The sequence below is a fragment of the Mariniflexile soesokkakense genome, assembly GCF_039650365.1.
GTDB lineage: Bacteria > Bacteroidota > Bacteroidia > Flavobacteriales > Flavobacteriaceae > Mariniflexile > Mariniflexile soesokkakense.
This window is the reverse complement of sequence record NZ_JAZHYP010000002.1, coordinates 470590-486701: the sequence shown is the minus strand read 5'-3', so window position 1 is coordinate 486701 and position 16112 is coordinate 470590. Positions and strand designations below refer to the sequence as shown.

Sequence of the window (16112 nt, the reverse complement as noted above, 5' to 3'; positions counted from 1 at the left end):
GTTTCATTTCTCGTTAATTATAGTTTCACTCGAAAATTTATAAGGAATAGATGTTTTGTTTTCAGTATTCAAAACAAAATAATCTAGCATAACACCAGCACTCATCATATAAATTTTTAATGTCTGTTTGCCTTTTTTAGGTATAGAAACTTGTATTTGCTTTTCAGCTTTATTACGCAGTACATTCTGTTTCCAGGTATTGCTGCGACCTTCAGTTTTAAAATCTAAAATAGTTATAGGGTCGTTATTCCATTGCACGCCAATTTTAAGATTTGCACCTGTTGTTATTGGGTGCGATGGTATGGCAACTAAGGTTAAAAAAGCATTTTTGGCAACAGTTTCTGTAAATAACTCATAGTGCAAAACAGCTGTTTCTTCATAATTTGAAATGTCGTTACTACTTAAAGGCGTCGATGCCATAACCGCTTGTGTATGCCCAAAACCTGTAATTTCTTTCCATTTTAAATTATCATTAATTTTATTTTTAGAAAAATGATTGGCATAAATAATTACCAAGCCGTTTTTTTCAACAATGCTATTTTTTGGTATGTTATTATAACTGTTTGAAGTATTAATTTGAATGTTTTTCTTTTCAGAATTTAATTGAAGTTTTATAATGTCTGAAATCGGTTCGCCTGCTTTTTTCCATGCGTCCCAATCCATTGAAACATAAATTCTATCTTCCATTACTTTTGAATCTACTAAATTCCCTGAAGCTTTACTAACAATAATCCAATGTGGTAAATCATTAAATGTCCACGTACATTTTTCGGCGTTTTTTAAGAAAACATCTATAAAATACGACGAATTATCGTTGGTGTAAAAGGTTGGTAGTTTTGGTAAATTAGTGGTGGATTTTAAAGTGTCTTCAATCGAAAAGCCGATAGTTTCTGTAGTTGTTAGTTCTGGCAATTCTATTGAAGGATTATCGAAAACAGGAAGTTTTCGAGGTCTCATATCCATCATCCCTTGCCATTTTCCGTTTGAAAGCTGATTGTACTCTTTAGTTAATGTTTCAATATTGTTATAGGCTTCATTTGAAAGTGTTTTATATTTTTTTGCGCTTTTTCGACCTTGTTTGGCATAATTTATTGCTTTATCTCGGTAAAGAAATTTTTTGTTAATGTTTGAAGCTGCTTGAATTGGATAGCTTACTAATTGAAAAAAAGCACTTTTTAAATTTTCTGATAATTGGTTTTCAATTAAATCGACGCCTTTTTCAATGGTTTCATAAGCATCAATACGTTGTTGAATTTCATCACCATTAGAAAATGTATTATAAGCTGTATTAAAAATTTGTGTAGTAGGTTCCGTTTGGCTCCAACCCATAAATTCAGGTTTACGCTCAAAAGCTAATTTATAATAATTTGTTTTTATTTTGGTAAGATCTTCAGCAAATTTATTGCCGAAAATAGTGCCGTAAAATTGGTTTTGATGTGATGTTATGTAAGTTGAGTTTTGAAACTTATCAGCATCATAAGCCATATCTAAAAACAATTGCATATTGTATTCCAATGGTTTAATGTCGCCTATATTTAAAATCCAAATATTCTTATTGTCTAGATTATAAGCTTTCATCATTTCCTCTTGAATCAAATACGGATTGGTGGAACTCAACCATAAATAATCATGTGGTCTTCCCCAATAAGATGCATGATAATAAACACCCGAACCTCCTTTGCGTTTTTGTTCTTCGGAATTGCTTAAAGCACGAATGTAACCATAGTTGTCATCGGTCCAAACGAGGGTGATATCATCAGGAACTTGAAGTCCGTTTTTGTATAAATCCAAAACCTCTTTGTAAACGGTAAATGCTTGAGGGATGTTTTCAATATTTGGATTTATATGTTTTTTTAGTAGATTTCTTTGATCTGTAATAACGTTATCTAAAACAGCCACGGCTTCGTCGTTATTTTTCACACCTTCCATACCGCTATCATGCACACCACGCATACCGATGGTGTAAATAGCATCGATATTTTTAGCTTCTTTCACTCTGGTTTCCCAATAATTAAGCACATTTGTTTTGTTGGTTTTGTAGTTGAAATCACCATAATTGTTTTTATCCCATTCATCTACGTTGTTTCGTAACATAGGTTCAGCATGCGATGTGCCAACTACAATTTGGTATTGATTAGCTACCTTAGCATTATCTGGATAATAGAAAAACGCTTTTGTGCTTGGGTGCATAGCGGGCCAAATGGTGTTTGCATTAAGGCGGAGAAGTAATTCGAAAATTTTGGAATAGGTTTTAGGACCGATATCGCCTGTTTCTGGTTCAAAGGTTTTAGCTGCCCAAGGTTGTAAACCCCAATCTTCGTCGTTTAAAAAGATGCCACGGTATTTAACTGATGGCGCTTTGCTATAAAAATCGGGTTGATTTAATACTAATTCTGATCGTTTTTTAACAGGAACATCTGCCCACCAATACCAAGGATTTACACCTATTTTTTTTGAGATATTAAAAACGCCATACGCAGTACCTCGTGGATTGGTTCCTGCAATAATAAATGCTTTTTTTATTTTTTTAGTTGGGTTTAAAATGGTTTTGTAGAGAAAGCTTTCCCATTGGTTTTCAAAACCTGCTTTAATAGCTTTCTCACCTAAAAGTGAAGTAATAAGTTTAGAATTAATAGTGCCAATGACTATAACGTTGCCTTTAGCTTGCTTAATATTTGTAATGATTTCAGGTTTGTAATTGGTAACTTTAAAAATATCTTCAGCTAATAAATGGGCTGAGATAGAGTCAAGTTTACCGTTATTTTTATTGTATAAAATAATTGCCTGGTTTTGAGATGTGAAAATCTCAAAACCAGGCAATTTGTTTGTGTTAGTATTTTCTGTAGATGGATTTTTTGGTGTTATTGTATAACCTAAAAATAGCGAACAGATAAAAACTAAATAGTTCATAATTTACTGTAATCTATAAATTTCAGCACCAGCCAATAAAAAACAGCCTAAACCATAATCTTCAAAATCTGGAACTTTATCGTATGATAGCGGTTGTCCATCTTTTGGTTCTTTTCCTGTAGATTGTAACCATCCTAAAAAGCCATTATTGTGCAATGCTTCTTTTATCATGGCATTCCAAGCTTTTTCTATTATAGGCATATACTTGGTTTTATCTAAAATGCCATTGTTTATACCGTAAGCCATACCGTAAACAAATAAAGCAGTTCCCGAAGTTTCTTTACCACCATAATGTTTTGGATCATGTAAACTTACATTCCAAAAGCCATCTTTTCTTTGAATTGGAACCAATGCTTCTGCCATCGATTTTAAATCGATAATATATTGCTCTCTATGTGGTGCATCTTCTGGAATGATAGCTAATGTTTTTGCTAAAGCAGCGATTACCCAACCATTACCACGACTCCAATATGAATCTTCACCATTAGGTTCTGTGTATGGCGGATCGAAATCTGCATCGCGCCACCATAGACCATCTTTAGGGTTAAAAAGTCCGTTGTCACCATGTTTGTCTCTAGTGTACATGTACATCTCGTACATTTTTTCATAATAACGAGTATCGTTTTCTAAAACACCCAATTTAGCAAACACAGGCATGCCCATTTGTATGGCATCAATCCATGACCAATCGTCCAATTGTGGCGTATTCAAAAGCATGTTAATACAAGCCTTTGTGTTTTTTAACTTTTTAGCGTCTGGCTCTAAATTGTATAAATCAATATAGGTTTGTGCTGCACAATAGTCGTCGGCATTGCGGTTCGCATTGCCATTTCTAAATCCCCAGTTGTGGAATTCAGACCAATCATAAGCATATTTATAATACTCCTCTTTCGGGTATATTTCATACAATGCCATCAATCCTTCATAATATACACCACGTGTCCAAATATTACTTGGGCGTTCTTTGTTGGTTACTATGGTTTTGCCCACATCCGGCCATTTTTCCATAAAGTATTTGTTGGCTAACTCCATGTGAGCCAATACCTCTTTTTTATTAAAAGGTTGCTGCGCAAACGATATTTGTGCCATTAAGAAGCTTAAGCTTATAAATAAAAGTGTTTTTTTCATTATATATTAATTATCGTTATTTAATTTCTTTTAAGGCTGTTATTGAAATAGGTCCTAGTAAACCAGAAGGCATAGGCTGCCATTTTGTAGCATCAAACTTATTATAGTCTTTGTCTACCATATTTATTTCGTAGAAAATTTTCCATTCTTCACCCCTTATTTCTTTGGCACGAATTCTATTGGCAGCAAGATTGGTAACTTGTACTTTTAATTCATTTTTACCTTTTTTTAGTTGCCCTAAGTTGATGCTGAATGGTACAGACCAAACATCTCCAATATAATTGCCGTTAAGCCATATTTTAGCACTTTCTCTAACATCACCTAAATTTAATTTCCAATTGTCAGCCTCAATATTTGGAGCATTAAACTCTAAAGTATAAAGTGCGGTTCCAGAGAAAGCTTCGGCTTGTGGACTTAAGGTTGTCCAAGATTTTAGGGTGTTTATTTTTGCCGATGGCGGTAATTCTGGACCTCCTTTTTCAAAGCTGATTTGCCAGTTGCCTTCTAAATTTATTGGACTTTGAGTTGCTTTGTAATAATTCCAATTTTGATAAGATTTATTGGTTTCTGTTTTAAGAATGAATGATTGCCCAGGTTCGATACGAAGTTTTACAAGCGTAGTATTGGTTTCATTTTTTACAATGGCATTACCATATTTTTTAGTTAAAGGATCTAAGATGATGACCTCTTTATCTTTTATAGCTAGCGGGATATAATCATCAATTGTTTTGGAAGTATGATTAACTACATAGTATATTTTTTCACCATCAATAGCTCTTTTAATGAATTTTAACCCTGTTTTAACTAAGGTTTCTGGGTAAACCTTCGCCGTTTCTAGGTCTTTAAACAAGTTTGATGTAAGGTCTAAAAGACTACTGTTTTCTGAAATTAACTGTGATAATTTTAAATTTTGCGCTTTGTAATTATGAAATCCAGGAACTGAATTAGGCAAGCCTTCAAAAATAATAGGAGCCCCCGCATTTTTTAAGGCAATCAATTTCTTTAAAGTAGCCATTGGCATTTTTTCACAATTAGGAATAACTATCGATTTGTATTTCCCTCCCGGAAGCACAATTTGTCCGTCCTTAAAAGTAGCCTGTGCAATAAAATTATCAGATATAAAATCGACGCCATACCCATTATCCATTAATTTCTTTGTTGTATTATAAAATGGTGTATCGTGTAACCATTCATTTAAAGAATGGATTTTAAATTGAAAAAATAAGTTGCCTCCAAAGTTCTTGGCCCATGTATCGTAAATAGGCCAGTATAATAAGGTTTCATTGTCTGGTTTTCCAGACTGAAGCACAGATTGACAGTTTGCAATATAAGAAAATAAGGAAGGAACATCTTCCCAAATGGTATTGGTTGCATTAAAATTAACCGAAGCATAAAATTTCCACCCGGGCCATTCAGCTTCTTTTGGCGAGTAGGTAGAGCCGTGTAAAAATACATGGTTAATACCGTTTAAAAGTAAATCTTCGACTTCAGGTTTACATTGTGATAAAGCTGTTTTAAAGTGGTCGCGTAACCAGGTAAAGGTTTCTGATGAGGTTAATGGTTTGCCCGAAATATGTGCTGCTGATGATGAAAATTTTAACATAACTGGGTCGGCATCGCCTTCACGAATGTCTTCGGGTTCGCGTCTAAATCCTGGGATATCGTACGGCATAGAACCAAATGTTTCGCATTCGGGAATATCGGCAGAGGCGTATAGATCTATTAAATTTCCGGGCGATCCATGCGCTTGCAGTTTTGTTTTGAAGCTCTTAAAATTCGCCCAACTTGTCCAAGGCATATCAAATTTATATAACAGTAAATCGGATATGGTTTCTCTGTAATCGCTTTTTATTCTATTGCCAATTTCGGTATCTTCATTATTTAATAATTGAGGTAAATAGGGTTTTAAATCGTAGCCTCTGCGCGTTTCAAATTCTCCAAAAAACATGGGGGTAAAGTCGGTTCCATATACTTCGTAACTGTCATTAAAAATAGCGCGTAATTTACCATGAAATTCTTTAAGTGCTTCATTGAAAGGTTCGGTATAGGTAAACAATGCTTCAGATGAGTAGTGGTCTAAGGTATAGCCACTTCCACCAGGTGCAGCACGTTTAACCTGTTGCCCAGTTTTACCTGCAAAAACCGTATAAATGGTGTAATTGCTGTTGGTTGCTTTCCACTCTAAATGATTTCCTTTTAAATTTGATGTTAAATCTATATATGTTGAGTCGCTGCCATAGGCCAAAACATTTAATAGTTGGGCGATGTCCTTGTTTTTGTCGTTTTTTGGAACAATGTCTTTGTTGAATGTTTCTCCCTTTTTTAGTTGATAGGTTTCCACTAATAATTTTGTTGCAGCATAGTTAGCAGTAACTTGAGGGCCACCATAAGGCCAACCGGTACCTAAAACCATATCAACTTGCATGCCCAAACTATCTGCCACTGTAATGGTATAGCTTAACATGTCTATCCATTTAGGCGATAAATAATCAATAAAGTTGTCTTCTTGTCCTTTTACACCATAAATGGGCGTTATTTCTACACCGCCGATACCTGCTTTATGAAAGTCTATTAAACTGGACTTAATATTGGGTTTATCTACGGCACTACCCATCCACCACCAACGTGTCCATGGTTTGGTGACATTGCTTTGTTCTGGCCAAGGCGACGCTTTGTCTTGGTCATTCACTTTACAGGAGAATAAAGCTATAAAGGCTAAAAATAGAAGTGCATGATTAGGCTTGATTTTCATTTATTTAATGCTTTAGTGTGTATTGATTTTTAAAAATAAACTTTTTTAATTGAATATAAATACGGGTTAATCTGAAACTTATAAGGTAGGTTTTTCAATGTCAACAGCATAAATTTGAGTGCTTCCTTCAAAATTGGCTCTAAAAATAATTTGTTTCCCATTAGGTGAAAAATGCACATTAGGTTCTAAATTGTAATCATGGTTTTTCATGTTCACCAATTTTTTAGATACTAAACTGTCTCCTTTTGGTGTAAAATGGTAAAGCCACATACCATCTTTAGCATGCGCCACCTGACCTTCATCTCCACCATCTCCGGCAAAGGTTTTTAAATCGGGGGATATATTAAAATGTATAGACCATTCATCGCGTTTTAAGGCGTATCTGGTTTCTTCTCCAGTATCTAAATGTTTTCCTGCTAAATAAAAAGTTTCGCCTCTAGGAATTTGAAGGTCGAACCAAATAGTGTTTCCGTTAGGACTAAAAAACTCATGACCTGCAATTTCTCTGTAAACCGTTCTTTTATGAATTATTTCGTTTTTTTTGGTTTTTAAATTGATGTTCCAAATACGATCCACTTTATGCCAAGGTCCTTCGTGGCAATACATTAATAAATCGGGATCTGTTGGTGAAAATTGAATGTGGTTTAACCAAGCATTTTCAGAATATATGTTATTGAATTCTTTTGTGTTTACATTGATGGTAAAGAGGCTTCTTTCAAGCTTTGCTTCATAAATCTTGTCAAAATAATCCGATTTTTTAGGATTCTTTTTAAAGATTTCATTTTCTTCCTTGGTTATTAAAGCACCACCCAATAAAGTCTCATCGGCATTTAAACTGGTAACAGAACCTATAATGGCATCACTGAATTTATAAATGAATTCTGTTTTATGGGTGTCTATATGGGTTGCAAAAATACTGTCTTGAATGGTATAAAATACTTTTCTTGTTTTTGTGCCAACAATTTCGCCTCTTTTATTGCCTTTTTTCGTAGTAATTTGGTCTATGGCTTTTGTTTTTAAGTTGACTGTAAAGAATTGATCGCCAGTTTCTGTACTTCCTGAGAAAATCATCAAATCGCTGTTGCCATCTTTTGATTTTAAAAATGGATTGTTATGAAAGTAAAAGCTACGGTTATCACCAGTTCTATTCACCAATTTTTCTATCTTATGTCCAGTAGTTGAATCAATCCAAATCTTAGCCATTGAACTTGCTTTGCTTGTTTCCATAACTGGAATTTCAATTTTGGGTGCTTTAGAGTCTTTTGAGATATCCGATTTAGATAGTTTCCCTTTACAAGAGAAATTTATTGAAATCAATAATAATAGGAGGGTTTTAATAAGCTTCATCTGATTGATTTTTAGTTGTTTATTTAGATTATCGTTAAATTGTTTTCGATTTTATTTCGAGTACTTTTAACTCATTTAGTAAAAATATAACTTGCCACAATAAACTCTATCCTGTGGCATCCTGTTAAATCGGGTTGTCTTTCTATATATGTTATTTGATTTTTGTCAATTCGTTGAAATTGATAACATGTTCGTGAATGTGTTTTTGGGTGCTAATAGAATCGACCACCACATTGTTAAGAAAAATATTTTTTATTGGAAGTTCTTCTTGACCTAAAATGCGCGATAGGAATTCTGTTTTAAAAGCCGATACATTTGTAAGATGCACATCGTGTATGGGCGTTAACTTTCTTTCTATAGTTGGTACTAAATCTCGCCATTGGTATAGCACATCGGTTTCAATACCAAGTATGCCATTTTGTATGGCGCCCGCTTTTATGTTTTCAACAAAAATATTTTTTACATAACCGCCACGGCGTTCGTTTGTTTTTATAAATACCAAATGAAACATTTTAGCACCATCAACTACATTACAGTTTTCAACAAACACGTTTTCAATACCACCAGACAGTTCGCTACCTATTGCTAATAATTGGTGACCATTTATCATGGTGCAATTTCGCATTACAATGTTTTTTGAAGGTGTGTTTAGTCGCCAAGCGTCTTGGTTTCTGCCAGATTTAACAGCAATGGCATCGTCGCCTTGGTCGAAAATACAATCTTCAATTAAAATATTTTGGCTCATTTCTGGGTCAACACCATCGTTGTTATGCCCGTGTGCTTTTACTTTAATGTTGCGAATAATCACGTTTTTTGAAAGGTAAGGATGGATGGTCCAAAACGGACTGTTTTCAATAGAAACACCTTCCAGTAAAATGTTTTCACTGCGGTTAAATTGTATGAAATGTGGGCGAAAATTAGCTGTATCATTAACCATTTGGCGTACTTCAACAGGTTTGTTATAAGAAGCCAAGTTGTAAAGACTTTTTAAGCTGTTCATGTGTGGTTTTGGACGTGCAAACCATTTTTCCCAAACTTCCATTTTAGCTTTTAGCTTTCCTTCTCCTGTAATGGCAATATTTTTACATTCATAAGCATAAATGAGGGGTGAATAGTTGTAACACTCCATGCCTTCCCAAGAGGTATGAACAGCAGGTAAATAATCTTTAGGATTTTCAGAAAAAAGCAAAACGGCATCTTTATTTAAATGGAGATTAACGTTGCTTTTAAAATGAATTTTTTTTGTAAGCCATTCGCCCTTAGGAATTATAACGGTGCCACCGCCAATTTTGTTAGCTTTAGCGATAGCTTCGGATATGGCTTTAGATGTGAGCTCTTTGTTGCCTTGAACCGCACCAAAATCTGTAATTAAGAATTGCTTACTATTGCTAAAGTCGGGAACTTTAATAGCAGGCATTTTAAAAGGTGCTTCAACTTGTATTTCGATTATTTTAATAGTAGTATCCTCTTTTTTACATGAAAATATAATTGATATTAAAATAAGTAAAAGTGTTTTAGTTGTTTTCATAGGTTTCCTTTAATTAGTTCTTTTTTAGAATTTAGTAAAAGTAGAATCTTCAATAGATAATGCTATCCTGTAGCATCCTGTTTTAATAGTTGTAGGAATTAATTATGTAATCGATAACATTTTTATTGATTTTTTTAATCGCATTGATTATTGTTGTAACAAACTGTTTTTGAGATAGTTAAATTGTAAAAGTATTTTTTTTTGATTTTAGTTAAAATCTATTTGCAGGTAGGCACAGGATAGAATAGGGGGGTGTATTGAATAAATTTGTATTAATTAATACTAAACTAAATATTATATGAAAAACAAAATGACTCTTCTTATGAGCATGTTGATGTTTACTTTAATGTACACGTCTGGATATGCTCAGGAGAAAAAGGTATCAGGAACTGTTACAGACGTTTCTAATATGCCGTTGCCTGGAGTGAACGTAGTTGTGAAAGGTACAAAAAATGGTGCAAGTACAGATTTTGATGGTAACTACAGTATTTCTGTCTCTAATGGAGAAACGCTTGTGTTCTCTTATGTAGGTTTTAAAACAAAAGAACTATTGGTAGGAAGTGCAAACACCTACAATATTTCGTTAGAGACTGATAATGCACAATTAGATGAAGTTATTGTAATTGGGTATGGTAGTCAGAAAAAGACTAGTATAACTGGAGCTGTGGCTTCATTTTCTGCTTCGGGAGTAGATGAGAGACCTTTGGTTAGACTTGATCAAGCCTTAGTGGGGCAATTATCCGGAGTTAGGGTTAAACAAACAAGTGGAGTGCCTGGAGCAGGTTTTCAAATTCAAATTAGGGGTACAGGGTCTATAAATGCAAGTAATGAGCCCTTGTATGTAGTTGATGGATTCCCGTTGGATACAGATGGACAACCTTCAAACTTGAATCCGAACGATATTGAGACTATTCAGGTTTTAAAAGATGCATCGTCCACAGCTATTTACGGGTCTAGAGGATCCAATGGTGTTGTATTAATTACTACAAAGCAAGGTAAATCTGGCAAACCAAAAATAAGTTTTAATACTTATACGGGGTGGAATGAAACAGTAAAAAAGCTCGATGTTCTCTCTTCAGAAGAATGGGTTGCTAGAGCTATGGAACACCAAAACTATTCCTATGTTAGAAACTTTGGTGCACAAGGTGCTACATCTAGCGATACCAACGACCAAAGAAGAGCTATTTTAGGATTGGGACCTAATGCTATCAATACCGGTTATATGTATGATGAACGTTGGTTACAACCAGGGCATCCTGGTCTTGATTATGTAGACTGGCAAGATTTGTTTTTTAGAAAAGGTTTGATTCAGAGTTATCAATTATCAGCTACAGGAGGAACAGATACTAGTAAGTATTATATTTCTGGAGATTATTCGAATCAAGAAGGGATTGCTATTGGGGTAAATAACGAAAGGTTTAATTTAAGAGCCAATATAGAAGTTACGCCTAATGAAAACCTTAAATTCGGAATTAATATAGCGCCTTCTTTTAGTACAATTGATGATCCAGGTGTAGAAGGAAAAGATGCAATAACACATATTGTTGTTTCACAGACTCCTATCGTTGAGTCTGCTGTAGGGGCATTGTATACCAATACAGGTGAGTTTTCTAGTTATCCTTGGGCAGGTAGTAGAGTAAGTCCATTGGCTGAAGCTACGTTCAATAAAAGAAGTACTAAGCGTTTTAGAAACCTTGCTACTATTTTTGTAGAATATAATTTATTGGAAGGTTTAACATATAAAGGAACAATAAACTCAGATCTTCAAATAAATACTAATGACCGATTTACACCTTCATGGATTACTAGAAACAGAACCGCTACAGGTTCTAAATCTGGTGATACAAGAACATCATTTGTAACTGAGCATACATTAAATTATTTAAAATCTTTTAACAAGCATAATTTTAATTTGTTAGGAGGGTACTCATACAATGTTTTCAACTTTGAAGATTATTCAATAAATGCTTCTGGTTTTCCATCAGATGATGTTGAAACAATAAATGTGGCATCAACTACAAGTGGCAGTGCTACAAAAAGCAAAAACACATTAATATCATATTTTGGAAGATTGATGTATGATTACAATGAAAAATACTTTTTTCAGGCTACTTTAAGACGTGATGGATCATCCAGATTTGGTGATAATACTAAGTTTGGTACTTTCCCTTCTTTGTCAGCTGGTTGGAGAATAACAGAAGAAGATTTTATGTCAAGTAACAATTTCTTTAATGAATTAAAATTAAGAGGTAGTTGGGGTATTTCTGGAAACAACAATATTGGTAACTACGAGCATATTGCTAATTTAAGCAATACCAATTATAGTTTTGGTGGAAACTTGGCAAGTGGGCAATCTCCAGCTAATTTTGCCAATGCCGATTTAAGTTGGGAGAAATCCGAGTCAACTAATATAGGTTTAGATATAGGAATATTTAATAATAGAATTTTTAGTTCTATTGAATATTATACCAAAAGGAATTCTGATTTATTATTAAATATACCTGTTCCAACCTCTAGTGGATTTGGTACAGCACTTACCAATATTGGTGAAGTGCTAAATAAAGGTTGGGAGTTTGAATTAACTACTAGAAATATTACGAATAAAGATTTTACTTGGACAACAAATTTAAATCTAAGTCATAACACCAATGAGGTTAAAAAATTAGGACCAAACAATACTCCAATATTAGGAGGTGCTTTCGATATTACCCATAATATATTAGAAGTAGGAAGACCAATGTACACATTGTATTTGGTGCAACAAGATGGTTTATTAACAACAGAAGATATTAATAATGGCGTTGCGCGATATGGAAATCAGGAAGCTGGAGATCCAAAATATGTGGATATTAATGAAGATGGTGTTATAACACCAGACGATAGAACTTATTCAGGTAGTCCAAATCCAGATTATTTATGGGGTATTACAAATTCATTTAAGTATAAAGATTTTGATTTGTCAGTGCAATTACAAGGTCAATGGGGTGGAAAAATTTATTCTACTTTTGGTAGAGCAATGTATAGAACAGGGCAAGGAGCTTCTGATAACCTACTTGATCTTGGACCAAGATATATATGGCAAGAAGGTGCTATAGTAACTGAAGCCGATGTGGCTGGATTAGAACGTAAATCTCCATCTAGTTTTGGTAGAATCAAAAACACAGACTGGCTTTACGATAATGATTATTGGAGAGTAAGAAATATTAGCCTGGGTTATAACTTAGGTTCGCAGATTCAATCTGATCTTATTTCGGGAGCTAGAATCTATGTAACAATGGAGAACTGGTTTGGAGGCGATAAATATGACGGCGGATTTAATCCAGAAGCAGTAAATAATAGTGGAGATGATTATGGAGCATTCCCATTGTCAAGATCTGTAACATTTGGTCTTAATCTTAACTTTTAAAAAAAATTAATCATATGAAAAAAATAATATTAATTGGCATTTTATCAGTTTTGGTATTTAGTGCCTGTGAAAATGAGCTTGATCAAGCTCCTTTATCGAACAGAAGTGCAGCAGATTTTTACAATAATGAAACAGATTTTGAGCAAGCTATTGTAGGAATTTATAATGCGCTAGCTTATCATTCAGCTTCTCAATTTTATTTATCTGAAGTTAGATCGGATAATGTATATATTCCAGGTTTAGCCGGAGTTAGAGAATGGATTCCTGTAAGTAATTTTTCTAAAACCCTTGTAACTAATCCATTGGTTCGAGATGCTTGGGACGACCCTTACGTAGGGATATTAAGAGCCAATACGGTTTTGGATCGATTAAACGAAAATGCTGTTCCTGACCAAACTACTAGAAACAGAATGGAAGGAGAAGTTAAATTTTTAAGAGCATTCTTCTATTTCGATTTGGTTCGTTTTTTTGGAGGTGTTCCAATCATTGATAAATTAATAACACCAAGTGAAGCATTAGAGATTTCTAGAGCTACGCCTCAAGCCGTTTACGATTTTATAGTTTCTGATTTAGACGATGCAATTAGTTTACTTCCAAGCACTAGTACTGCTGCTGGAAGACCTTCTTCAGTGGTTGCTAAAGCATTGTTAGGGAAAGTATATTTAACAATGTCTGGACCAACTTATGGTATACAAGGGCCAGGTTTAGGTGTAGATATGACCTCTCAAGCGCTAACATTATTTAATGACGTAATTGCAAGCAACCAATATGGAGATGTGCCAAGTTATGCTACTATTTTTAGATCAAATTCAGAAAATAATGCCGATATCGTTTTTTCAATTCAAAACATAAACGATGGTACCGGTGGGGATAAAGGTATTGGAACTATTTTACCAACGTTAATGTACCATGAAGCATGGGCTCGAGTAAATATGCCATTTGCTGGCGGAGTTCCAAGTGATGGGCATATAACACCATCTAACCAAGTATTAAATTCTTTTGAAGCTAATGATGTTAGGGATGACTTTTCAATATTAAGAACTTGGGTAGATGCTAATAACAATACAAGTAACGATGCCATGATTATTAAATATTTGGATTTAGCTGATGTTCCTGTAGATCGCTTTAATTGGGGTATAGATTTTCCAGTTATACGTTATACGGATGTTTTAATGATGAAAGCAGAAATTCTGTTGAAAAATGGTCCAAGTCAAGAGGTCGATGATATCGTAAACAATGTAAGAAATAGAGCTGGTTTAGGTACTGTTTCAAATGTAGATTTAGATATGCTCCTTGAAGAAAGAAGAAAGGAATTCATTGGTGAAGGATTAAGATTTCATGATCTTGTAAGAACAGGGAAAGTGATTGATGTTATAAATGCGTGGGATGCTGTTGACGATGCAGCAGCAGTCATGAGTCCTATGATACCAAATTTTATAATTTATCCAATAAATCAAAGTCAATTAGAAGTTAAACCAGGGTTATATACCCAAAACCCTGGATATAACTAAATAGTTTGATTTTATATGTAAAAATGCGCTACAGTCAATTTCACTGTAGCGCATTTTTTTTATAATTTTATGCTACAGTATAGTACAGGATGCCATTAAAAACTGAAACAAATATCTTTGAGATTATACCAAATATGTGTTTATTAAAAAAAGATAAAATGAAACTATTAAAGTGTGTTTTTTTCGGTTATATAATTTTTACTCTAAGTGCTTGTAAAAACTTAGAAAGCAAAACAGCTACTTTACAAAAAGGTATTAATGTTTTAGTAATTATCGCCGATGATGCCGGTTGGAACGATGTAGGTTACAATGGCTCTGAAATTAACACGCCCAATATAGATTGGTTAGCAAATAATGGTGTGCAACTTAATAGGTTTTATGCAAATCCAACCTGTTCGCCTTCGCGAGTATCACTGTTAACAGGTATGCCGGCAAGTAGAATAGGCGTTGTTGCCCCTATTAGTGGGAAAAGTAAAAAAACATTACCAGATTCTATTACAACGTTACCTCAAGCATTAAAAAAACATAATTATGAGAATGCTTTATTTGGTAAATGGCATTTAGGACTCGATATTTCTAACGGGCCAAACGCCTTCGGTTTTGATTATTCGTATGGTTTTCTTCATGGGCAAATAGACCAATATACACATAGGTATAAAAATGGTGATGCCAGTTGGTATAGAAATGAGGATATGATTGAAGAAGAAGGACATACCACCGATTTAGTGACTAATGAAGCTATTACTTGGTTAACAAAAAAACGCGATACGACTAAAAATTTTTATGTTCAATTAGCATATAGTGCACCGCACTTCCCTTTGCAAGAAGAAGATAAGTGGAAAGAACCTTATTTAGAAACTATTAAAGATGATTCTCGAAGAGATTTTGCGGCAGCCATGGCGCACATGGACCATAGTATTGGCTTGGTTTTAGAAACTTTAAAGCAACAAAATCTAGAAAACAATACTTTAGTTATATTTATTAGTGATAATGGTGCTATGGAAAATTGGTATCCAGAAAATCAATATGATGGTAAATTTGATCCAAATCCTGTATTGGGTAGTAATTTCCCGTTACGTGATTGGAAAAGTTCAAACTATGAAGGTGCTATTCGGGTGCCAGCAATCATGTATTGGAAGAACCATTTAAAACCAGAAACCAATACCAACTTTATGTCCGTTAGTGATATTATGCCTACCATGCTTTCATTAATTGGTCAAAATATACCAAAGGATGTAGAAGGTGTTAATGTATGGGCATCCATTCAAGATTCAGAAATTAAAACAGCTCACGATATTTACGTACGCGGTCACATTCAAGAAAGTCTAATACACAAATCTTGGAAAATTATCAGATCTCGAAATAAAAATAATTCACCTGCTTTATATGAACTGTTCAATATAGAAATCGACCCCGAAGAAAAAGATAATATTATTGATAAAGATGTTGCAGTTACTTCAAAAATGAAATTATTATTAGACAAGCAATTTGCTAAAGATGATAAAACGGTAAACGTAGAATTAAAATAAA

8 protein-coding genes are annotated in these 16112 nt (G+C 34.0%); 3 read left to right on the top strand and 5 right to left on the bottom strand.

Annotation, left to right across the window (positions count from 1 at the left end; genetic code table 11):
- Positions 1 to 3: 3 nt before the first annotated feature.
- The 5 genes from VP395_RS05850 to VP395_RS05830 all read right to left on the bottom strand — a co-directional run bounded on the left by VP395_RS05850 (position 4) and on the right by VP395_RS05830 (position 9665).
- Positions 4 to 2910 carry a glycosyl hydrolase 115 family protein gene (locus tag VP395_RS05850; RefSeq protein WP_346240814.1) on the bottom strand — a complete coding sequence of 969 codons (2907 nt, stop codon included), beginning with the start codon at positions 2908 to 2910 and terminating at the stop codon, positions 4 to 6.
- A gap of 3 nt (positions 2911 to 2913) precedes the next feature.
- Positions 2914 to 4038 carry a glycoside hydrolase family 88/105 protein gene (locus VP395_RS05845; RefSeq protein ID WP_346240813.1) on the bottom strand — a complete coding sequence of 375 codons (1125 nt, stop codon included), beginning with the start codon at positions 4036 to 4038 and terminating at the stop codon, positions 2914 to 2916.
- Positions 4039 to 4054: 16 nt separating this feature from the next.
- Positions 4055 to 6790: a glycosyl hydrolase gene (locus VP395_RS05840; protein WP_346240812.1), complete on the bottom strand. Its 2736-nt coding sequence runs from the start codon at positions 6788 to 6790 to the stop codon at positions 4055 to 4057.
- Between the two features lie 78 nt (positions 6791 to 6868).
- The gene (locus tag VP395_RS05835; RefSeq protein ID WP_346240811.1) at positions 6869 to 8137 is read right to left on the bottom strand and encodes an oligogalacturonate lyase family protein; all 1269 of its coding nucleotides are present in this window, start codon (positions 8135 to 8137) and stop codon (positions 6869 to 6871) included.
- Positions 8138 to 8288: 151 nt separating this feature from the next.
- Positions 8289 to 9665 (bottom strand): glycoside hydrolase family 28 protein, encoded by a 1377-nt coding sequence (locus tag VP395_RS05830; RefSeq protein ID WP_346240810.1) that lies wholly within the window; start codon positions 9663 to 9665, stop codon positions 8289 to 8291.
- A 298-nt stretch (positions 9666 to 9963) separates the two neighbouring features.
- On the opposite strand from VP395_RS05830, the gene VP395_RS05825 reads away from it, so the two are divergent.
- The 3 genes from VP395_RS05825 to VP395_RS05815 all read left to right on the top strand — a co-directional run bounded on the left by VP395_RS05825 (position 9964) and on the right by VP395_RS05815 (position 16111).
- A complete protein-coding gene (locus tag VP395_RS05825; RefSeq protein ID WP_346240809.1) occupies positions 9964 to 13071 on the top strand; it encodes a SusC/RagA family TonB-linked outer membrane protein in 3108 nt (1035 codons plus the stop codon).
- A 14-nt stretch (positions 13072 to 13085) separates the two neighbouring features.
- Entirely contained in the window at positions 13086 to 14582 is a 1497-nt protein-coding gene (locus VP395_RS05820; RefSeq protein ID WP_346240808.1) for a RagB/SusD family nutrient uptake outer membrane protein, read from the top strand.
- A 158-nt stretch (positions 14583 to 14740) separates the two neighbouring features.
- Complete coding sequence (locus tag VP395_RS05815) at positions 14741 to 16111, top strand: sulfatase-like hydrolase/transferase (protein WP_346240807.1); 1371 nt, start codon at positions 14741 to 14743, stop codon at positions 16109 to 16111.
- Position 16112 lies beyond the last annotated feature (1 nt).